This window comes from Streptomyces sp. NPDC059828 (assembly GCF_042731955.1).
Taxonomy (GTDB): Bacteria; Actinomycetota; Actinomycetes; order Streptomycetales; family Streptomycetaceae; genus Streptomyces.
The window spans coordinates 15259-35536 of the sequence record NZ_JBHWIW010000040.1 but is presented as its reverse complement, the minus strand read 5'-3'; the positions used below and the strand labels follow the sequence as shown (position 1 = coordinate 35536).

Here is a 20278-nt window from a genome sequence, read left to right as displayed (position 1 = left end):
GCGCCTGAGGGGGAGGGCGACCACGCCGGCGGCGGGTGCGCCTGATTCAGCCCGGCACGTCTACTGCGACAAGAGCTCATCTGGGCGATACTTCCGCCTCCGGCGGTGGCCGGGTCCAACGGCGCATGCAGGTGCACCACCACTGTGCGGCCGGCGGCCGGTCGGGTGCCGCCTGCGCGGTCCCTCCGCGCCGGGGGCGCGGCCGGCCCCGCATGCGTGGCGCCGCCGTGCCTGGGCAGTCGCAACGATGGAACCTGGAGCCATACGCCCCGCACCCCAGGAGTCAGTGATGACGCACCCGAACCCGCACCCCGACCCCGTACCCCCGATGCCGGACCCCGCACCCGGGCCTGTGCCACCGCCGAGCCCGGTGCCACCGCCCGGCCCGGCGCCCGACCCGGTTCCCTCTCCGGATCCGATTCCCAAGCCGCCCGGCCCCGACCCTGTGCCCGATCCGGAGCCCGCGCCAGGCCCGATGCGATGAGCGGGCCGGGCGCGGGAGCCCGGTCGGATCAGGCGGTGCGTTCCTCCGAGCGGTCGCCGCCCCAGAGGGTGTGGTAGGAGCCGTCCCGGTCCGTACGCCGGTAGGTGTGCGCGCCGAAGAAGTCGCGCTGGCCCTGGGTCAGCGCCGCGGGCAGCCGCGGCGCGCGCAGCGCGTCGTAGTAGGACAGTGACGCGGAGAAGCCGGGCGTGGGCACACCCTGCTGCGCCGCCGTGGCGACCACGGCACGCCAGTCGTCCTGTGCCGCGCCGATCTCCTGGGCGAACTGCTTGTCCGAGAGCAGGCTGGGCAGGTCCGGCTGGGCGTCGTACGCCGCGCGGATCCGGTCCAGGAAGGCGGCCCGGATGATGCAACCCGCGCGCCAGATCGCCGCCACCGCGCCCAGGTCGATGTCCCAGTCGTAGGAGTCGCTGCCCGCCTGGACCTGGTGGAAGCCCTGGGTGTACGACACGATCTTCGACGCGTACAGCGCCTGCTCGACCTGTGCGGCGAAACGGGCCGCGTCCTGCTCGCCGAGCGGCTGCGGCACCGGCCCCGGCAGCTGCTGCGAGGCCGCGCGCAGATCGGCATGGCCGGACACCGACCGGGCGAACACGGCTTCGGCGATTCCGGAGACCGGCACCCCGAGGTCGAGCGCGATCTGCACGGTCCAGCGGCCGGTGCCCTTCTGCTCGGCCTGGTCCGCCACGATGTCCACGAACGGCTTGCCGGTCGCGGCGTCCGTGTGTGCCAGCACCTCGGCCGTGATCTCGATCAGGTAGGAGTCGAGGCGCCCGGTGTTCCAGCCGCGGAACGTCTCGGCGATCTTGGCGGGGGAGTATCCGGCGACCTCGCGCAGGAGGTGGTACGCCTCGGCGATCAGCTGCATGTCCGCGTACTCGATGCCGTTGTGCACCATCTTCACGAAGTGGCCCGCGCCGTCGGGGCCGACGTGCGTCACGCAGGGCGTGCCGTCCTTCGCCTTCGCGGCGATCTTCTCCAGCAGCGGCCCGAGTGAGGCGTACGACTCGCGCGAGCCGCCCGGCATGATGCTCGGCCCGTGCAGGGCGCCTTCCTCGCCCCCGGAGATACCCACGCCCACGAAGTGGATCCCGCGCTCGCGCAGTTCGCGCTCCCGGCGGCGCGTGTCGGCGAAGTGCGCGTTGCCGCCGTCGATGATGACGTCACCCGGTTCCAGGAGCGGGGCGAACTCCTCGATCACGGCATCCGTCGGCTCACCCGCCTTGACCATGATGACCAGCCGGCGCGGGCGTTCCAGTGCGGCGACGAACTCCTCGGCCGTCTCCGCGGGCACGAACGCACCCTCGTGGCCGAACCCCTCGACCAGCTCGCGCATCCTGCTCGCGGTCCTGTTGTGCACGGCGACCGTGAGGCCGTTGCGTGCGAAGTTGCGGGCGAGATTGCGGCCCATCACCGCGAGCCCGGTGACGCCGATCTGGGCGGTACCACTCATACGTGTGCTCCTGGAATCTGAAGAGTGCGTCGAGTCCATCGGTCATCGGGACCGTACCTCCGGGCCCTCGGTCCGCCGGTCCATGCCCCCGGCGACCCTGAGCCGTCGGCCGTGCCCCTCCCCTGGCCAGTATGAATACGCTGCTCGAGAGCGGGGCGTTCATGGGGGTGCGAGTCGCCCGGGCGGCGCAGGAATCCCGGATTCCGCCGCCGGGACGGACGTTCGTGCGACCTCACGCCCGTTCGCGCCCCTTGTCAGTGCTGTTGGCAGCGCTTAGCTTTGCGGCTGCTGATGCGTTCGAGGGGGGACCCATGGCCTTACGCGGGCGGCACCGCCGCTACCAGCCGAGCCGAATCAACCGGGCGTCGTTGACCGTCACCGCGAGCGGTGCGGGGATCGCGCTCCCACTGATCGGCGCGGGCACGGCGAGTGCCGCGTCGGTGGAAGTCTGGGAGAAGGTCGCGGCCTGCGAGTCCACCAGCAACTGGCAGATCAACACGGGCAACGGCTACTACGGCGGGTTGCAGTTCAGCCAGTCGACCTGGGAGGCCTACGGGGGCAGGGCCTACGCCCCGCGCGCCGACCTCGCCTCCAGGGACCAGCAGATCGCGGTCGCCGAGAAGGTGCTCGAAGGGCAGGGCCCCGGCGCCTGGCCGACCTGCTCCACCCACGCGGGGCTGGCGCGCGGCGGAGCGGATCCCGCCATCACGCCGGAGCGCCGACGTTCCGTCGAGGCGAAGGCCGCGGTCACGACCCAGGCCGCACCGGCCCGGGCCTCGCGCCAGCAGCAGGCCGCGCCGACCACCGTGCCGGGGCAGCGCGAGATGTACACCGTGGCGACGGGTGACTCGCTCTCGGGAATCGCCCAGGCCCACGCGGTCAGGGGCGGCTGGCAGGCGCTCTACGCAACCAACCGCGCCGTCGTCGGTGACGATCCCGACCTCATCCTCCCGGGCCAGCGGCTGCGTATGCAGACCACCGCGCAGCGCCCCGCCACGAAGGAACGCCCGCAGTCCCGGCAGCACGAGCGCTCCACGGCGTCGCCGAAGCCCGCCGCCAAGCCCGCCCCCGAGAAGAAGCGGGAGCAGCAGCGGCCGCAGCACGCCGAGCGCGCCCAGCGCCACACCGGCCAGAGCAGCCAGGCCGGCCGGACCGGCCAGGCGCACTTCAGCGCCCCCGTCACGGCGGGCACCGGCACCCCCTACCGCAAGGCCGGTGCCTGGGCCAGCGGGTACCACACCGGTGTGGACTTCCCGGTGCCCACGGGCACCTCCGTGAAGGCCGTCGCTCCCGGCCGTGTGGTGTCCGCCGGCTGGGCCGGTGCGTATGGATACGAGATCGTCATCCGGCACTCCGACGGCAAGTACAGCCAGTACGCGCATCTCTCGGCGCTCAGTGTCCGTACGGGCCAGCAGGTCGGCGGGGGGCAGCGGATCGCCCGCTCAGGGTCCACCGGCAACAGCACGGGTCCCCATCTCCACTTCGAGGTGCGCACGGGGCCGGGGTATGGCTCCGATATCGATCCCCTCGCCTACCTCAGGGCGCACGGGATCACGGTCTGAGGCGGCATGGCCCTCGGGCGCCGGGCCGGTCGGCTCGGCGCCGGCGCCGGTCCCGCGTTGCGCCGACAGCAGGACCAGGCCCGTCCCCGCCACACCCGCGCACACCAGCGCGGCGACGGCGCCCGCCGTGCCGTACCGGAAGCGCTCGCCGAACAGCAGCAGCCCGGCCACCGCCGCGATCACCGGATTGACCACGGTCACCGTCGCCAGCGGCGCCGCCAGACCGGCGCCGCGATACGAGACCTGGGACAGCAGTAGTCCGGCCACCGCGAGACCGGCGACCACCATCAGAATCGGCACAAGCCCGGTCATGCTCCCACCGGCCGCGTCGACCGATCCCGCAGTGGCGATCTTGGTGAAGCAGGACGCGGCTCCGAAGGCCACCCCCGCCCCACCGGCCAGCACCACACCCCGCAGCACCGGGCGCCGCCGCACCCGCCGACCGGCCAGGAACAGCAGCACCACAGCCCCGAAGGCCACGGCGGCAGCCGCCTGCCGGGCCGCACCTCCCGGCACACCCGTCTGTCCGGGCCCGATGAGTGCCAGCAGCCCGGCAAGCCCGGCCGATGCCAGCAGAGTGCCCCGCCAGGCGGCCCGCCCCACCTTCCGGCTGCCCAGAACCGCCGCCAGGGGCAGGGCGAAAACGATGGTCAGCGCGCCGAGCGGCTGCACCAGGCTCAGTGGCCCGCAGGCGAGTGCCCCCACGTGCAGCAGCGCCCCCAGCGCGTTCAGGCCGACGGAGGCCCACCACTGGGCGCTGCACACCAAGGCGGAAGGCCCGTCGGCCGCACCGGCCGCCACACTCTCCTGCACGATTGCCGCCGACGCGTATGCCGCCGCGGAAACCAGCGACAGCAGCACGGACAGCGCGAGGGAACTCATGGGCAACACGATCTCCCTTGTGAGCCGCCGGGTCGTCGTTCCTGAGCAGGGAATGGTCCGTACTACTGGCGTAGTACACGACAGCGGGTGTACCCCCGTGGTTGTGGTCCCCGTGGCGGAGCGTGCAGCCGTACAAGCCCAGTTCGCCGCTGTGCTTCGATGGGCGCGGGCGCCGACGGAATCGGGGGAGCGTGTGAATCTGGACGAGCCGTCCTCCATCGGAGGATTCTTCGCGCTGCGCACCGGTGCCCCCGGCAGCGGGCACACCGCGCTCAGCCGGATCCACGGCGGGGACCTCACCGCACTGACCGCCCGTGTCGACCGGGTGGCCTCCCGCCTCGGTACGCCCGAGCGACGCGTCGCCGCCTCCATCGCGCATCTGGGTCTCGCGGCGAGGATCTGGTCCACCGCGCTCGGACCGGCCGTGCTCTGCGGCGAGTTCCCCGATCCGGTACCGGGCACCCTGTACTGGGACCCGGAGCTGACCGCGCCGGACGACCTGTGCTGGTCCGGCAGGCAGACCCGGCCGGCGGCCGTCGACACCCTGCGCGAAGCCGTACTGGAGGGGCAGCTCGTTCCGCTCGCCGAGGCGCTCCGTACCGAGGCGCGTATCTCACCCCGGCTGCTGCGGGGCAACACGGGATCCGCCCTCGCGGGCGCCCTGCGCGAGCTCACCCGCTGGGCCCGGGCCCACGGGCGCCCCGACGTGGCCAGACGGGCCGCTCACCTGGTCACCGGCCTGCTGGAGCACCCGGAACTGTCCGGGACGGTGCACGGCCCCGCGCTGCGCCGGACGACCTGCTGCCTCTACTACCGCAGCCCCGGGGGCGGGCTGTGCGGCGACTGCGTCTTCGACCGGGCTCCGAGCGCCGGGCCGGACAGCCGTCGCGGCCTGTGACGTGAGTCCCTGGCCGGGTTTGGCGTACGTACGCCCGACTGACGTAAAGTTCCGCTTTTGGAATCCCCAGGGTGCTCACAGGACGGAACGGCAGCGGCGATGACGGTGACACAGGACGGCCCCGGCCAGGACATCGGGCTGGTCCAGGAGGTCCAGGACTACGGTCCGGGCATCGACCCGGAGCGCCTGGCCGTCTGCCTGAGCGTGCTCGAGGAGCTCGACCGGATCGACGTCGACCACCCCGACGCGATCACGGTCCGCCGTGCGACGGCCGGTATCTACCGGACCGTGAAGCAGCGCCGCCGCCAGGAGCGCCGGGCCTCGAAGACCGCCCACGACAAGACCGTCACCGAGGCCACCGCGACCGGCTCGGCCGAGCGGATCGACGACGAGACACAGGGCGTGCTGCCGAGCTCGTCCGTGGTGGGCGAGATCGCCGGAATCCTCCAGCGTCCGCGGTCCTGCTACGTCTGCAAGGCCCGGTACGTCGAGGTGGACGCCTTCTACCACCAGCTCTGCCAGAAGTGCGCGGCCGAGAACCGGGCCCGGCGCGACGCACGCACCGACCTCAGTGGACGCCGGGCGCTGCTGACCGGCGGCAGGGCCAAGATCGGTATGTACATCGCGCTGCGGCTGCTGCGCGACGGCGCCCACACCACCATCACCACCCGCTTCCCCAACGACGCGATCCGCCGCTTCAAGGCGATGCCGGACAGCGAAGAGTGGATACACCGCCTCAAGGTCGTCGGCATCGATCTGCGCGACCCGGCCCAGGTGGTCGCGCTCGCCGACTCGGTCGCCGCAGCCGGCCCACTGGACATCCTGATCAACAACGCGGCGCAGACCGTACGCCGCTCCCCGCAGGCGTACAGCGAGCTGGTCACGGCCGAGAGCGCCCCGCTGCCGTCGGGCGAGCTGCCCACCGCCGAGGTGATCGGCACCTTCGGCAGTGGCGGCGTGGACCGGATGGCGGCGCTGCCCGCACCGCGCGCCGAGGGGCTCACGGCCCAGGACGTCACCGAGCTGGCGCTGGTCTCCGGCTCCGCCTCGCTCGCCCGGATCGAGGCGGGCACCGCCATCGACGCGGGCGGGCTCGTCCCCGATCTCCATGACACCAACAGCTGGATCCAGACGGTCTCCGAGGTCGACCCGGTCGAGCTGCTCGAAGTCCAGCTGTGCAACTCCACCGCGCCGTTCATCCTCATCAGCCGACTGCGCCCGGCCATGGCCGCCGCGGCGGCGAAGCGCAGGTACGTGGTGAACGTGTCGGCGATGGAGGGGGTCTTCAGCCGGGGCTACAAGGGCGCGGGCCATCCGCACACCAACATGGCCAAGGCGGCGCTCAACATGCTCACCCGCACCAGCGCCCAGGAGATGTTCGAGGCGGACCGCATCCTGATGACCGCCGTCGACACCGGCTGGATCACCGACGAGCGTCCGCACCCCGACAAGATCCGGCTCGCGGCTGCGGGCTTCCACGCGCCGCTCGACCTGGTCGACGGGGCCGCCAGGGTCTATGACCCGATCGTGCGCGGCGAGTCGGGCGAGGACCTCTACGGCTGCTTCCTGAAGGACTACGCTCCGTCGAACTGGTGAGGCCGACGCCGTCATCACGTCACCCGTACGTCACCCCTTCGAGGCGGCTGCCGTAACCCGTTCGGCCGTCACCCCCGGGCGCCTTGGGCCGCCCGGGGGTTTCCTATACCCGATGGGCCGTCATCTCCGTACGTTTTTCTGTACAGAACCCTCGATGTGACGCGCCCCATCGAGCGTAAGGGTGCTCATTTGGTTAAGCTGGGGCGCACGGATGGCCAACAGGGGCCCACGAACCCCCCCCACGGCCGCCCCGGGACAGGCCCGAAACCACGGCCGCGATCCCGCCAGAGAACGGCGCCACCGCGACCGAAGAGACCCTAGTCCCCCTGTTGCGCGACACACGAGGAGTGCGCGGTGACAACTGAAGTGAAGCAGGAGAAGCGGCCGGCCGAACGAGGCGAGCGGGTCGGACGGCGCGGCGACGAACTCGGCAGCCTGGAAGTCTGGGCCCGGTCGGCGCCCATCCGACTCGCTGGCTACGAGGACGATCTCGAAGAGCCGCACATCCTGCCCGGCATCGACTGAGACGTCGGGCGAACATCGCCTGATCCGTACCCCCTGGGCGGCATCCGCCTCGGGGGTACGGGCTTTTTACCCTCTTTGGTGTCCTTTTTCTTTTTCCTCGTGTCCGCCGGGATCGCTTTCCGTGCTCAACCGGGTTGGCGGCAGGAAGTCCCGCAGATAGCGGCGCTGCCAGCAGGCGCCGGTCGCGCGCAGTCGCCGCCAGCTGGTGAACTCGTAGTGGTAGAGCCTGGCGCGGATGAACAGGGGTGGCTGGTCGGGGAACGGATTGCGGCGCAGCAGCTTCAGGGTGTCCCGGTCCTGGTCGAGCAGCCGTTCCACGAAGGGGCCGAACCATGGGCGGGCATACGCGGGGGAGAGCCCGGCGAACCACATCAGCCAGTCCAGGCGCAGATGGTAAGGGGCGAACTGGCGCGGCCAGTGCCGGATATCCCCTGGTTTGCCGTGGAACTCGTACTCCTGCCACACCGTGCCCGGATGCACGACCCGCTCGTCCGTGCCCTCCACCACGACCTCGAAGCGCACCCGGCCCACGGTGCCGAAGGCTCCGTAGGTGTTGACCAGGTGCAGCGGGTCGAACGAGCGGTTCATCGCCTGGCGCCGGGACAGCAGATTGCGCACCGGACGGTGGCTGAGCACGAGCACCAGCACCGTGACGGCGATGACGGCGATCGCGTACCACAGCGGCGGTCGCTGGAGCGGATGCGGCCCGGTGACGAGCGAGCCGTCGATGGCGGACAAGGCCAGAGCCACCGTCAGCCAGTTGAGCCAGGCGAAGTTGCCGGACAGGATCAACCAGAGCTGGGTCAGCGCGATCATGACGGCCGCGGCGCTCGCGATCGGCTGCGGGGTGAACAGCAGAAACGGGACGAGCAACTGGGTGATGTGGTTGGCCGCCGCCTCCATGCGGTGGACCGGCCCCGGCAGGTGGTGGAAGAACCAGCTCAGGGGGCCCGGCATCGGCTGGGTCTCATGGTGGTAGTAGAGGCAGGTCAGCCTGCGCCAGCACTCGTCCCCGCGGATCTTGATCAGGCCCGCGCCGAACTCCACCCTGAACAGCAGCCAGCGCAGCAGCCACAGCACCAGCACCGGCGGCGCGACGCGTTCGTTCCCCAGGAAGATCGCGAGGAAGCCCGTCTCCAGCAGCAGTGACTCCCAGCCGAACGCGTACCAGGTCTGCCCCACGTTGACGATGGACAGATACAGGGCCCACAGCACCGCCCACCACAGCATCGCGGTCCACAGGGGCAGCCGGTCGGCGGCCCCGCCCACGAGACCGGCCGCCAGCACTGCCCCGGCCCAGGCGCAGCAGGCGAAGAACCGGTCCGAGTAGTGCAGCTGGAAGATGCTCGGCGCCCGCCGCATCGGCGTCACACGGAGGTAGCCCGGCACCGGGAGCATCCCCCGTTCCCCGATCAGCGCGCGGAACTGCATGGCAGCGGCGAGGAACGCCACGAGATACAAGGCCGCCAGCGCCCGCTGGAAGACCAGCCTGCTGAGCCAGTAGTCGGGTGCCGTGAACCACTCCATGGCGGACCTCGCGGACCTCGCGGACGTGCCTTGCCCTCACAGACCCGGCGGTGGCTCCAGTATCGGACGGGTGGCCGTGAGGCGGTACGTGCGCAGCGCCATGGGCCACGAGGTGCCACCGGAACGGACGCGCCGGGCGTGCGGAATCCGCGGATACACCGTTCGGCGCTGGTTGTCCCCGCATCCGGGCAGGTCAGCGCGGCCGGGGCAGGGCCCGAAGGGCTCGGAGCCCCCGCGCCGCGCCGAGCGGTCCGGTCGCGCGCCGCGGCGCCATACGGCAAGACAAGGAGTGATCACTCCAGATTTTTGTATGACATAACAGCTGGGAGATGGCGGGTCATGTACGTGTGCTCACCGACACATCGCCGGTACGCCAGGCTCGCCGCGCAGTCGGCGGTCCTGTCGGCGGCACTGCTGGTCACCGGTTGCAGCAAGCTCACCGGTTCCGGTCAAGGGGGAACGGAGGCGCGGCAGCAGGTCCAGTTGCAGCCCGCCTCGGAGCTGGGGCCGGATCCCTTCACCCCTTCCACGGCCACCCTGGCCGGCGCGGCGGGGCCCCCCTCCTCGCCCCGTGCCGCCGCCTCGGCATCGCCCGCTCCGGGGTCATCGCAGCTCGGGGCCGTACGCACGGTGCTGGGCTCCACGCCCGGTCTCTACGGCGGCACCCGCTCCATCGCGAGCTGCGATGTCGAGCAGCAGATCCGCTTTCTGACCGCCGACGCCAACAAGGGCCGTGCCTTCGCCCATGGCGCCGGGGTCAGCCAGGAGGACCTTCCGGAGTTCCTGCGCGGCCTCACCCCGGTGGTGCTGCGCGCCGACGCGCGGGTGACCGGCCACAGCTACCGCGCCGGGTCGGCCCAGCGCTTCCAGTCCGTCCTCCAGAGCGGCACCGCCGTGCTGGTCGACGAGCACGGCTCGCCCAGGGTCCGGTGTGCCTCGGGCAGCCCGCTGGCCTCACCGGTGATCGAGTCGGGTGCGACGGAGGAGCAGGGCAGGGAATGGCCGGGCTACGATCCCGACCGCGTCGTGGTCATCACCAGGTCCGCGGATGTGATCAAGACCCTGGTCATCGCCGATGTCGCGGGCAACGCCTGGCTGGCGCGGTCGAGCGGCACGGACGGGGAGGCCGACCGCAAGCCGGGCGTGCTGCCGCCGTACGCGCCCGGACTCCATGTCACCGAGGTCCCGGCCATCCGGCCCGGAGGGCCGGCGGACACATCGAGCCCACGGCCCATCCTGCCCGACGCCAGCGCCAGCGCCAGCCCGAGCGCGAGCCCGGGCACGAAGGCGAAGGAGGGAGCGGGGGCCGTGTCCCCACCCCGGCCGCAACCTGACGTGCCCCAGGGTGTCCCGGTGCCCGACGCGGGGAACGACCCCGGGATGACCGGACAGGGGATGCCGATCCCCGACACGGGGAGCGACCCCGGCATGGCCCCCGACGGCGGGGGCACCCTCCAGCCGCCGTTCGACACCGACTCAGGGGTGCTGTTCGGCCCTGCCGCAGGTCCTGGCGCAGCGCCGTCCGGCGCGAAAGGCGCGCCGCAGGGCGCCGCGCAGGACGGAGCGGGCCGGGACGGAGCGGGCCGGAGCAGTGCCGGCCAGGGCTCGGCCCAGGACGGCGCGGGTCAGAATCACGCCGGTCATGCCGGCCAGGGCTCCGTCGGCCATGGCGCGGGTGGCGCACTGAACGCCCGCGGTGGTGCGATGGTGCCCGGCGGAGTGAGCAACCAGGCGCCGGGCACCACCGGTGCGCCCCGGGGCTGAGCGGCTGGGTGCGGCCAAGCGGGCACCCATTCGCTCGAAAATTCGGACAAACAATGGCAGAGTGTCACCATGGCTGATCGGGCAGCGGGTGCCATGTCGCTTCCCGACGACTGGCCGGCCCACCCGGATCTCAGGCTGTCCCTCAACCACATGGGCACCTTCGACTGGGATCTCGACAAGGGGCTGCTGCACCTGGACCAGTCGGCGCTCGACGTGTTCGACGTGACGGCGGAGGAGTTCGATGGGCGCCCCCAGTCGCTGGCCCTTCGCGTCCCGCACGGCGAGGCGGCGCGGCTGGACGGGCTGGTGACCCAGGCGCTCAGAAGCGGCAGCAGCAGCTACGGCGCGTACTTCCGGATCCGCTGCCGCGACGGCAGCCTGCGCTGGACGCATACCCAGGGGGCGGTCAGGCGTGACTCCAGGGGCCGGCCCCACCGGATCATCGGGATCGTCCGCGACGCCACCCAGGAGCTCGCCGACTCGTCAGCCCGTGTCGAGCTCGACGCCGAACGCCGCCGCCAGACCAGCGTGGTCGAGAGCACCACGGCGGCGCTGGCCCATGCCAGGACGGTCCAGGACGTCATCGACGTACTGAAGGACTCGCACGGCCTCGAACGCCTCGGCGCCACCAGCATGGTCATGGGACTGCTGGAGGCGGGCCGCATCCACCTGGTGGCGGAGGGTCCCGAGGGCTCGTTCGTGCCCGGCACGCGGTACACCCGGGTCGACGAGCAGTACCCGATGAGCGAGGTGATCCGCACCCTCGCTCCCCGGTTCATCGAGTCCAAGGAGGACTTCGCCGAGTCGTACCCCAGGCTGTGGCCCCATGTCCGCGGTCTCGGCATCACCTCCGCCGCGTATATGCCGCTCATCGCCCAGGCCCGTCCGATCGGCGCCCTCGGACTGCTCTACAGCGACAAGACGGGCTTCACCTCGGAAGAGCGCAACCTGCTGGTGGCACTCGGCAGCAGCATCGCCCAGAGCCTTCAGCGGGCCGTGCTCTTCGAGCAGGAGCACGATCTCGCGGAAGGGCTCCAGCAGGCGATGCTGCCCCGGCGCATCCCCTCCGTACCGGGTGCGCAGATCGCGGTCCGCTACCGCTCGGCCCGGCTCGGGCGCGACATCGGAGGGGACTGGTACGACGTCATCCCGCTGCCGGGCGGCCGGGTCGGCGCCGTCATCGGCGACGTCCAGGGCCACGACACGCATGCGGCGGCGGTCATGGGGCAGCTGCGCATCGTGCTGCGCGCCTACGCGGCGGAGGGGCACACCCCGGCGACCGTCATGGCCCGTGCCTCCGTCTTCCTCCATGAGCTCGACACCGACCGCTTCGCCACCTGCGTCTACGCCGAGGCCGACCCGACGACCGGCGTCGTGCAGGTGGTGCGTGCCGGTCATATGGACCCGCTGCGACTGAGTGCCGACGGCGAAACCCGCCGGGTGACCGTGAGCGGCGGGATGCCGCTCGGGCTCTCCGCCGAGTTCGGCCGGCTCGAGTACCCCGTGGCCACCATCGAGCTGGACCCCGGGGAGACCCTGCTGCTCTACACCGACGGCCTCGTGGAGCGGCCGGGCACCGATCTCGACGACGGTCTGCGGGCGCTCACCGGGCTGATCCGCAACGGTCCGCGCAACCTTCAGCTGCTCGCCGACCGGCTGTGCGAGGAGTCCGACGAGCGGGCGGGCGAGGACGATGTGGCCCTCCTGCTGCTGCGTCGCCATGGCGTTGCCGCCGCCCATGCGGGCGGGCGGCTCCAGCAGCACGTCGCCCAGAACGACCCCGAGGCGCTCGCGTCCGCCCGCCATATGATCTTGGCCGCGGTGCGGGCGTGGGGCGCGGGGGAGCGGGCCGACGAGATCGAGCTCGCCGCGGACGAGCTGGTCACCAACGCCCTGATGCACACCGACGGCGGGGCGATCGTGACGGCGCGGGTGCTGCCCGGAGTGGAGCGACGGTTGCGGGTCGAGGTGGAGGACCGGTCGACCGCTCTGCCGCGGCGCCGGGACGCCGGGGAGTCGGGGGTCTCGGGCCGGGGGCTGATGCTGGTGGACCGGCTGGCGGACGTCTGGGGTGTGGAGTCGCGGGGCAGCGGCAAGTGTGTGTGGTGCGAGTTCGCCGTGCCTGATCCGGTCGCCGCCGAGCGGGCACCCGCCTGACCCATGCGAACCCACCTGTGCGCACCGATACCGTGCGAGCCGCCGTGCCGGCCGCTGCGCGTCAGCGCGGTCAGCATGCCGCATGCGGACCGAACTCCTACCGACTAGTAACCGTATGCAACTTGACGGTACTTGACCGTAACCGATCGCGGGCGATTGACTTGTCTCTCCCCGTGCTCCGGGTTTTCCGGCCTTCTAGGACATGAGGACCCCTTGAGTACTGAGCTACTGGCCCCTCTGGATCTGGCGTTCTGGCATCTCGAAACCGCCGGCCACCCCATGCACCTCGGTGCGCTCGCCTGCTTTTCCCAGCCCGCCTCCGGTGAGCGCGACAGCGTGGACATCCTCGAACTGCTCGCCAACCGTGCCTGCGCCATCCCCCGGCTGAGAATGCGGGTGCGCGACGTCCTGCTGCCGGTCGGCGGGGCTGCCTGGGCCGTGGACGAGGACTTCGACGTACGGCGGCATCTGCGTCATGTGCGGCTTCCCGCGGGGGACTTCGCCGCCGGGGTCACGGGGCTCGCCGGGGAGCTGATGGAGCGTCCGCTGGAACGGGGCCTGCCGCCCTGGGAGATGTACCTGCTCACCGGTGGACCGGGAGACCCGTTCGGAGTGCTCGTGAAACTGCACCACGCCCTCGCCGACGGGATGCGCGCCGTGGCCATCGGCGCCGGGATCTTCGACGAGGTCGCCGACGCCCGTGGCGCCCGGTCGGGCCGCGGTGTGCTCGGCCGGATGAACGGCGCGCGCGGCAGCCGCCCCGCCCGATCCGGCTCCTGGCTGCCGGGCCCCTGGGAGATGGCGGGTATGGCGCGCGGCCGGATCGAGGACCTGGGGCGGGCCGTCGGAGTCGGCGCCTCCCTCGTCGGTGCCTCACTCGCGCGGGCCGGGCGACTCGACCCGCGCGGCGCCGCCGCGCTGAGCGCCACCTCGAGCGGTACGCGCCGGCTCGCCACGGCCGTTCTGGGCCTGGACGAGGTGCACGAGGTGCGCAGGGCGGCGGGCGGCACCGCCAATGACGTGCTGCTCGCCGTCGTGGCCGGAGGCCTGCGCCGCTGGATGACCGCACGGGGCGACGCACTGCCGCTGAGCGATCCCCGGGCCCTCGTACCCGTCTCCCGGAGACGGCCCGGCAGCGCGGCCGGGACGGGCAACAGACTCTCGGCCTATCTGCTCGGGCTTCCCGTGACGGAGTCCAACCCCTGGACGCGGCTCTACACGGTCCGCACCGGCATGGACCGCAACAAGGCAGCCGGCCCCCTGCGCGGTGCGGGTGCGGTCGCCGTGCTGGCCGACCAACTCCCCGCGCTGGCGCATCGTTTCGGCGCACCGATCGCCGGGAACGCCGCCCGGATGCTCTTCGACGTGCTCGTGACGAGTGTGCCGCTGCCACGCTCCGCGCTGTCCCTCGGCGGCTGCCCGTTGCGGGAGGTGTACCCCATGGCACCGCTCGCCCGGGGCCAGTCGCTCGCGGTCGCGATGTCCACGTACGGCGGCAAGGTGCACATCGGACTGGTCGCCGACGGCAAGGCGCTCCCGGACGTGGACACGCTGGCCCGCTGCATGGGGGACGAGCTCACCGAACTGCTGTCGCTGGTCCGCTGAGCCTCCTTGCCTGCCGCCTCGTGTGCGGCGTGGCCTGCGCCTGCCCGGGCGATACGGCAGTCTGGTCCCATGCCGGAACTGCCCGAGGTCGAAGCGCTGCGAGACTTTCTCGACGAGCATCTGCTGGGCAAGGAGATCGCCAAGGTGCTGCCCGTGGCGATCAGCGTGCTCAAGACCTACGACCCTCCGCTCACCGCACTCGAAGGCACCGAGGTCACCGCCGTGGACCGGCACGGCAAGTTCCTCGACATCACGACGGCGGACGGGCTCCATCTGGTCTTCCACCTCGCCCGGGCGGGCTGGCTCCAGTGGAAGGACGTGCTGCCCTCCGGAGTGCCCAGGCCCGGCAAGGGGCCGCTCGCCCTGCGCACCGCGCTCACCGGTGGGGACGGCTTCGACCTGACGGAGGCGGGTACCACGAAGCGGCTCGCCGTCCATCTGGTGCACGACCCGGCACAGGTCTCCGGCATTGCCCGGCTGGGGCCCGACCCGCTCGCCGACGGCTTCGGCCGGGAGGACTTCGCCGCCCTCCTCGCGGACGAACGCCGCCAGATCAAGGGCGCGCTGCGCGATCAGAGCCTGATCGCCGGGATCGGCAACGCCTACAGCGACGAGATCCTGCACGCGGCCAGGATGTCGCCGTACAAACTCACCTCGAAGCTCACCGGCGACGAGATCACGGGCCTCTACGAGGCGATGCGCACCACGCTCACCGACGCCGTGCGGCGCTCGCGAGGGTTGGCCGCGGGAAACCTCAAGTCCGAGAAGAAGAGCGGACTCAGGGTGCACGGCCGCACCGGCCAGCCGTGTCCCGTGTGTGGCGACACCATCCGCGAGGTGTCCTTCCACGATTCGTCGTTGCAGTACTGCCCGACATGCCAGACGGGCGGCAAGCCGCTCGCCGACCGGCGGATGTCACGTCTGCTCAAGTGACGCAGTGCTTCAGCGGCCCAGCGAGATGAGCCGCTCACCCGTCTCGCTACGGATCTCGAAGTGGCCGATCTCGTCCAGCGTCAGCGCCGTAGCCACCTCGATGTCCAGCGGCTTGCCGTTCCCGGCCGCCCCGGGAAGACCGTAGCCGTCCTGCGGCACCGACCAGGTGGAGACCGGGTGTTCCGTGCCGTCCTTGCCGATGACCACGAGCTCGCAGGTGCGCGGTCCGGTCAGTTTCGCGAGACGCAGCGCCACCGCGGTGCCCCACGCCTTCCGGTGCAGATCGACCGCGCCGTCCAGCCCGCTCGCGGCGTCCGTCGCGGCGAGCCGCGCCACCCCGTCACCGGCGCCGCCACCGTCCCTGACCAGACCGAGTACGATCACGGGCATCGCCATGATCAGGGCCGCCGCGGCGGCCACCAGCCGCAGCCTGCGACGCGAACCGCGCCGGCGGTCCACCGCGACCTCGGTGAGCAGCCGGTCGAGCAGCCCGGGAGACGGCCGGGTCACCGGCGGCCCCGGTTCGCCGGGCCCCCCGAGACCGGCCAGTGCCGACGCGATCGGGGCGAAGTCCGTCAGCCGCACCGCACACAGCACACACTCCGACAGATGCTCCTCGAAGCGGAAGGCGTCCGAAGGGTCGAGGACGCCCAGCGCATAGGCAGCCACATCCCTGTGCCGCTCCCGCAGATTCATGGACCAATCCTTCGGCTCGTCCGCTACGAACGGTCCATACAAGTCGTACGTACCGTGGTGTCGGCATGGAATACGCACGACAGCCCCGCGCTGCTCATTGGCACGCGTAAAAGCACGACTGAGCTCGGTGGTCCGGTGCCGGGGACCCGGCCTAGGATCCGCATCATGCTGCGCGTACTGGCTGTGGACGACGAGAAACCGGCGCTCGAAGAGCTGCTCTTCCTGCTGCGCTCCGACCCACGGGTGCTCAGCGCCGAAGGCGCGACCGACGCCACCGAGGCGCTGCGCCGCATCAACCTGGCACTGGACGCGGGGCCCGACGGCGACGACGCCATCGATGTGGTGTTCCTCGACATCCATATGGCCGGGCTGACCGGACTCGACGTCGCCCGACTGCTCGCCGGCTTCGCCAGGCCCCCGCTGATCGTGTTCGTCACCGCCCACGAGGGCTTCGCCGTCCAGGCCTTCGACCTCGAGGCCGTCGACTACGTACTCAAGCCGGTACGCCGGGAGCGGCTCGCCGAGGCGGTACGCCGGGCCAGCGAGCTGGCGCACACGGCGCGCGACCCCCGGCTGGCGGCGGCCCCGAGCGCGCCCGCCACGCGGCCCGTGCCCGCGGCCGACCAGATACCGGTCGAACTCGGGGGTGTCACCCGCTTCGTCGCGATCGACGACATCACCTACGTCGAGGCCCAGGGGGACTATGCGCGGCTGCACACCGCCGAGGGCAGCCATCTGGTCCGGATATCCCTGTCGGCCCTGGAAGAGCGCTGGGCCGCCCGCGGATTCGTCCGCATCCACCGCAGCCACCTGGTGGCCCTCAGCCGGATCGACGAATTGCGCCTTGACGCCGGAACCACCACGGTCCGGGTCGGCACCGCCGAACTCCCGGTCAGCCGCAGGCACGCACGCCAGCTCCGCGATCTGCTGATGCGGCACGCACGCGGCTGACGGGCTCGTGGCGGAGAACAAGGCCTGCCACCCACGCCGTAGCCGGCTGACCGATGGACGGGGGAGTCCCCGACTTCGAGGTTCCCGTGTCCATGTTCCAGGGCCAGGAAGACCTCGAGCCGAGGTCTGTCGCCGCTCGCGGCGCCGGCAAGCTGGAGTGCCTGGTGCTGACACCCTGCGGGAGCTGGGCGGGTCCCACGGGCCGGGCCCGTTCGCAAGTGCACCAAGGGCGAGTACCCGGTCTGCGCCGTTTCGGCTCACCAAGCGCGTTGGCGATGCGTTCGCGGAACTCAGCACCCGGGACCTCGAGTGGCGCTGTACCTCGCGGCTGCTAATGCTCCGCGTTTGGCTCTGTGGCCTGGGCGGCGGCTCGTACGAGGTTCTGCTCCAGGCGTTCCAGGGTGGCGAGGGCGCCGGCGCGCTCGGCGTCCGAGAGGTCCGTGGTCGAGATGTCCTCGAGTTGGCTCCAGACCCGCTCCACCTCCCGGCGCAGGGCGTGGCTGGCCGCTGTCGGTTCGATGAGTGAGGCGCGCTTGTCGGTGGGTGAGGGGCGGCGGCGGACGAAGCCGGCCTGTTCGAGGCGGCGGACGGTGCGGGTCATCGTGGCGGCGTCGGAGTCCATCAGGCGCACCAGGTCGATCTGGCGCTGGGGGCCGAGTTCCCAGAGGTGCATCATGACCAGCTCCTGGCCCGGGTGCAGGCCGATGCGGCGTAGTAGCTGACCCGCGAACATGCGGTGCAGCCGGGCCAGCCGGAAGATCGCGTGACTGATCGGTCCGCTGCTGGCCGCGCCGGGGACGGGCACGGTGGCTTCCCGTTCCGTCACTCCGGCACCCTGCCCGGCTTCGGGTGTGGACTCGGCCATCTCTTCCCCGCTCTCCTGTTTGGACAGGAGAACTCTACCCTCCCTTGATGCCTGTCTGTAGTCGCTCTGTCTGTCGAGTGTCACATATGGACAGGTAGATGCATGTTGGTTACCTCACTTCTGATCCCTGGCGGCAGGTCTCGATGGTGTTTACTGTTCGGACAAGTGATTTACTTGTTCGGACAGTAAACGGCTGACGTGGGCCCGGTGCGCCCGGCCCGCAGAGCGCCACTTATCCGAGGAGCGACCTTGACCACTGCTTTCGATCCGATAGTCCTCGGCGGCACGCGCCTCGCGAACCGAGTCGTGATGGCGCCGATGACACGCAGCCGCGCCCACGGCCCGGGCGCGGAGCCGACCGAGCTCATGGCGACCTACTACGCGCAGCGAGCCAGCGCCGGGCTGATCGTCACCGAGGGTGTCCAGCCCTCGCCCGGCGGCCAGGGCTACCCCGACACCCCCGGCCTGCACTCGCCGGGTCAGGTGCGGGCGTGGCGGGCGGTGACCGACGCCGTGCACCGCGAGGGAGGGGTGATCTTCGCGCAGCTGATGCACACCGGGCGGATCGGTCACCCCAGCCTGCTGCCCGACGGCCTGACGCCTGTGGGGCCCTCTGCGGTCGCCGCCCAGGGCCGGGTTTACACCCATCAGGGGCCGCAGGACTTCGTCACGCCGAGGGAGCTGACCGAGGCGGAGATCCGGCAGACCGTCGCCGACTTCGCGAACGCGGCGCACAACGCCATCGAGGCCGGATTCGACGGTGTGGAGATCCACGGCGCCAATGGCTATCTGGTCCACCAGTTCCTCGCGGACAACACGAACCACCGCACCGACGCCTGGGGCGGTTCCACCGAGGGCCGGATCCACTTCGCCGTCGAGGTCGTCACGGCCGTGGCCGAGGCGATCGGCGGGCGGCGGGTCGGTCTGCGGATCTCGCCCGGTAACCAGTACAACGACATCGTCGAGGACAACCCGGGCGAGGTCTACGGGGCACTGCTGGACCGGCTCGCGGGCCTGGATCTTGCCTATCTGCACCTGATGGAGGGCCCTGACTCCGAGCTGACCCCGCAGCTGCGCAAGGAATGGCCCGGCACGTTCGTCCTCAACCCGTTCACCCACCCCGACGTCACCGGCCCCGACGCGCTCAAGCTGATCGAGGACGGGAGCGCGGACATGGTGGCCTACGGGGCGTTGTTCCTCGCCAACCCCGACCTGCCCCGGCGTCTCGCCGCCGGCGGTCCGTTCAACGCCCCGGACCAGTCCGCCTTCTACGGCGGCGACCACCGCGGCTACACCGACTACCCCACCCTCACCGTTTGAGCGACGGCTCCGTCAATGGGCCCTTACCTGGGAGTTTCTGATGTCCAAAGCGATCACCTTTTCCGAGTACGGCACGCCCGAGGTGCTGCGGCTGTCGGAGGTCACCGCGCCTGAGCCCGGCCCGGGCCAGGTCCGGATCCGAGTGCGGGCCGCCTCCGTGAACCCACTCGACATGAAGATCCGCTCCGGCCTGATGGCCGGCGCCATCCCGGCCCGCTTCCCCGTGGTCCCCGGACTGGACGCGGCGGGTGTCGTCGACGCGGTCGGTGAAGGAGCCGGCGCGGCCGTAGGCGATGAGGTCCTCGGCGCCACGGTGGGCGGCAGCTACAGCGAGTACGCGCTGCTGGAGCGGCCGGTCGCCAAGCCCGCGGCCCTGTCCTGGGAGGTGGCCGCATCGCTGGTCACCGTCGGCCGGACCGCGTTCCGTGTCCTCGCCCAGCTGGGCGTTCGCAAGGGGCAGACCCTGCTCGTCCACGGTGCCGGCGGCAGCGTGGGCGTCATCGCGGCGCAGCTGGCCGTCACCCGCGGCATCACCGTCATCGCAACGGTCGGCGAGCACGACATCGAGCGGGTCACCGCGCTCGGAGCCACCGCCGTCCACTACGGCGACGGGTGGGTGCAGCGGGTGAGGACCGCGGCGCCCCAGGGAGTCGACTTCGTCTTCGACGCCTCCGGCGCCGGCGTCCTCGCCGACTCCGTCGCCCTGACCGGCGACAGCGCACACGTCATCACCATCGCCGACATGTCCGCCGCGCAGCACGGCGTCCGCTTCAGCGCCGGCAGCGCCGACCAGGCCGAGGAAGCTCTGCCGCAGCTGGCCCAGTTGGCCGCCGCCGGCGGGCTCACCCTGCCCATCTGGCGGACCTACCCGCTCGAGGAGGCCGCCACCGCGCACGCCGACCTGGAAGCCCACCGCAACCGGGGCAAGGCCGTCCTGCTGCCCTGACTTCCCCTGCTGCCGCCGCATGCTGTTCGCGCGGGTGAGGCAGCCCCCCGGGGCCGCAGTCGGTCATCCCTGGGCCGACTGCGGCCCACCCACCGC

At 71.6% G+C, this 20278-nt stretch carries 16 protein-coding genes; 11 read left to right on the top strand and 5 right to left on the bottom strand.

Annotated features, from left to right (window positions below; genetic code table 11):
• Window positions 1-512: 512 nt before the first annotated feature.
• Entirely contained in the window at window positions 513-1955 is a 1443-nt protein-coding gene (gene gndA, locus ACFV6V_RS22795; RefSeq protein WP_385567918.1) for an NADP-dependent phosphogluconate dehydrogenase, read from the bottom strand.
• Window positions 1956-2266: 311 nt separating this feature from the next.
• Here gndA and ACFV6V_RS22790 point away from each other — a divergent pair, with 311 nt between their 5' ends.
• Window positions 2267-3517, top strand: a complete 1251-nt coding sequence (locus tag ACFV6V_RS22790) for a transglycosylase family protein (RefSeq protein WP_385567915.1) — start codon at window positions 2267-2269, stop codon at window positions 3515-3517.
• Here ACFV6V_RS22790 and ACFV6V_RS22785 read toward each other — a convergent pair.
• The gene (locus tag ACFV6V_RS22785; protein ID WP_385567912.1) at window positions 3398-4399 is read right to left on the bottom strand and encodes a DMT family transporter; all 1002 of its coding nucleotides are present in this window, start codon (window positions 4397-4399) and stop codon (window positions 3398-3400) included. The two genes, ACFV6V_RS22790 and ACFV6V_RS22785, sit on opposite strands and share 120 nt — an antisense overlap.
• Before the next feature lie 193 nt (window positions 4400-4592).
• Here ACFV6V_RS22785 and ACFV6V_RS22780 point away from each other — a divergent pair, with 193 nt between their 5' ends.
• From ACFV6V_RS22780 to ACFV6V_RS22770, 3 genes are all read left to right on the top strand, one after another.
• Window positions 4593-5297 (top strand): (2Fe-2S)-binding protein, encoded by a 705-nt coding sequence (locus ACFV6V_RS22780; RefSeq protein WP_385567910.1) that lies wholly within the window; start codon window positions 4593-4595, stop codon window positions 5295-5297.
• Window positions 5298-5396: 99 nt separating this feature from the next.
• On the top strand, window positions 5397-6893 hold the full coding sequence (locus tag ACFV6V_RS22775) for an SDR family NAD(P)-dependent oxidoreductase (protein ID WP_385567908.1): 1497 nt from the start codon (window positions 5397-5399) through the stop codon (window positions 6891-6893).
• Window positions 6894-7247: 354 nt separating this feature from the next.
• Entirely contained in the window at window positions 7248-7418 is a 171-nt protein-coding gene (locus tag ACFV6V_RS22770; RefSeq protein WP_385567905.1) for a hypothetical protein, read from the top strand.
• A gap of 66 nt (window positions 7419-7484) precedes the next feature.
• On the opposite strand, the gene ACFV6V_RS22765 is transcribed toward ACFV6V_RS22770, so the two are convergent.
• Complete coding sequence (locus ACFV6V_RS22765) at window positions 7485-8945, bottom strand: lipase maturation factor family protein (RefSeq protein ID WP_385567902.1); 1461 nt, start codon at window positions 8943-8945, stop codon at window positions 7485-7487.
• A 339-nt stretch (window positions 8946-9284) separates the two neighbouring features.
• On the opposite strand from ACFV6V_RS22765, the gene ACFV6V_RS22760 reads away from it, so the two are divergent.
• From ACFV6V_RS22760 to ACFV6V_RS22745, 4 genes are all read left to right on the top strand, one after another.
• The gene (locus tag ACFV6V_RS22760) at window positions 9285-10709 is read left to right on the top strand and encodes a DUF6777 domain-containing protein (protein WP_385567900.1); all 1425 of its coding nucleotides are present in this window, start codon (window positions 9285-9287) and stop codon (window positions 10707-10709) included.
• Between the two features lie 69 nt (window positions 10710-10778).
• Window positions 10779-12866, top strand: coding sequence for a SpoIIE family protein phosphatase (locus ACFV6V_RS22755; RefSeq protein ID WP_385567897.1), 2088 nt, complete (start codon window positions 10779-10781; stop codon window positions 12864-12866).
• 213 nt (window positions 12867-13079) lie between these two features.
• Window positions 13080-14471: a wax ester/triacylglycerol synthase family O-acyltransferase gene (locus ACFV6V_RS22750; protein ID WP_385567895.1), complete on the top strand. Its 1392-nt coding sequence runs from the start codon at window positions 13080-13082 to the stop codon at window positions 14469-14471.
• A gap of 69 nt (window positions 14472-14540) precedes the next feature.
• Window positions 14541-15404: an Fpg/Nei family DNA glycosylase gene (locus ACFV6V_RS22745; protein ID WP_385567892.1), complete on the top strand. Its 864-nt coding sequence runs from the start codon at window positions 14541-14543 to the stop codon at window positions 15402-15404.
• A 9-nt stretch (window positions 15405-15413) separates the two neighbouring features.
• Here ACFV6V_RS22745 and ACFV6V_RS22740 read toward each other — a convergent pair whose 3' ends face one another.
• Entirely contained in the window at window positions 15414-16100 is a 687-nt protein-coding gene (locus ACFV6V_RS22740) for a zf-HC2 domain-containing protein (RefSeq protein WP_385567890.1), read from the bottom strand.
• 165 nt (window positions 16101-16265) lie between these two features.
• Between ACFV6V_RS22740 and ACFV6V_RS22735 the strand changes: the two genes are divergently transcribed.
• The gene (locus tag ACFV6V_RS22735) at window positions 16266-17051 is read left to right on the top strand and encodes a LytR/AlgR family response regulator transcription factor (RefSeq protein ID WP_385567887.1); all 786 of its coding nucleotides are present in this window, start codon (window positions 16266-16268) and stop codon (window positions 17049-17051) included.
• A gap of 331 nt (window positions 17052-17382) precedes the next feature.
• On the opposite strand, the gene ACFV6V_RS22730 is transcribed toward ACFV6V_RS22735, so the two are convergent.
• The gene (locus ACFV6V_RS22730) at window positions 17383-17916 is read right to left on the bottom strand and encodes a MarR family winged helix-turn-helix transcriptional regulator (protein ID WP_385567884.1); all 534 of its coding nucleotides are present in this window, start codon (window positions 17914-17916) and stop codon (window positions 17383-17385) included.
• A gap of 249 nt (window positions 17917-18165) precedes the next feature.
• Between ACFV6V_RS22730 and ACFV6V_RS22725 the strand changes: the two genes are divergently transcribed.
• Both ACFV6V_RS22725 and ACFV6V_RS22720 read left to right on the top strand, forming a co-directional pair.
• The gene (locus ACFV6V_RS22725) at window positions 18166-19236 is read left to right on the top strand and encodes an alkene reductase (protein WP_385567881.1); all 1071 of its coding nucleotides are present in this window, start codon (window positions 18166-18168) and stop codon (window positions 19234-19236) included.
• A 40-nt stretch (window positions 19237-19276) separates the two neighbouring features.
• Window positions 19277-20182, top strand: a complete 906-nt coding sequence (locus ACFV6V_RS22720; RefSeq protein WP_385567879.1) for an NADP-dependent oxidoreductase — start codon at window positions 19277-19279, stop codon at window positions 20180-20182.
• Window positions 20183-20278: the final 96 nt, after the last annotated feature.

Coding starts and splice junctions, on each gene's coding strand:
- ACFV6V_RS22740 (WP_385567890.1), bottom strand. CDS start 16,100: ATGAATCTGCGGGAGCGGCACAGGGATGTGGCTGCCTATGCGCTGGGC.
- ACFV6V_RS22785 (WP_385567912.1), bottom strand. CDS start 4,399: ATGAGTTCCCTCGCGCTGTCCGTGCTGCTGTCGCTGGTTTCCGCGGCG.
- ACFV6V_RS22730 (WP_385567884.1), bottom strand. CDS start 17,916: ATGGCCGAGTCCACACCCGAAGCCGGGCAGGGTGCCGGAGTGACGGAA.
- ACFV6V_RS22775 (WP_385567908.1), top strand. CDS start 5,397: ATGACGGTGACACAGGACGGCCCCGGCCAGGACATCGGGCTGGTCCAG.
- ACFV6V_RS22755 (WP_385567897.1), top strand. CDS start 10,779: ATGGCTGATCGGGCAGCGGGTGCCATGTCGCTTCCCGACGACTGGCCG.
- ACFV6V_RS22745 (WP_385567892.1), top strand. CDS start 14,541: ATGCCGGAACTGCCCGAGGTCGAAGCGCTGCGAGACTTTCTCGACGAG.
- ACFV6V_RS22765 (WP_385567902.1), bottom strand. CDS start 8,945: ATGGAGTGGTTCACGGCACCCGACTACTGGCTCAGCAGGCTGGTCTTC.
- ACFV6V_RS22760 (WP_385567900.1), top strand. CDS start 9,285: ATGTACGTGTGCTCACCGACACATCGCCGGTACGCCAGGCTCGCCGCG.
- ACFV6V_RS22720 (WP_385567879.1), top strand. CDS start 19,277: ATGTCCAAAGCGATCACCTTTTCCGAGTACGGCACGCCCGAGGTGCTG.
- gndA (WP_385567918.1), bottom strand. CDS start 1,955: ATGAGTGGTACCGCCCAGATCGGCGTCACCGGGCTCGCGGTGATGGGC.
- ACFV6V_RS22735 (WP_385567887.1), top strand. CDS start 16,266: ATGCTGCGCGTACTGGCTGTGGACGACGAGAAACCGGCGCTCGAAGAG.
- ACFV6V_RS22790 (WP_385567915.1), top strand. CDS start 2,267: ATGGCCTTACGCGGGCGGCACCGCCGCTACCAGCCGAGCCGAATCAAC.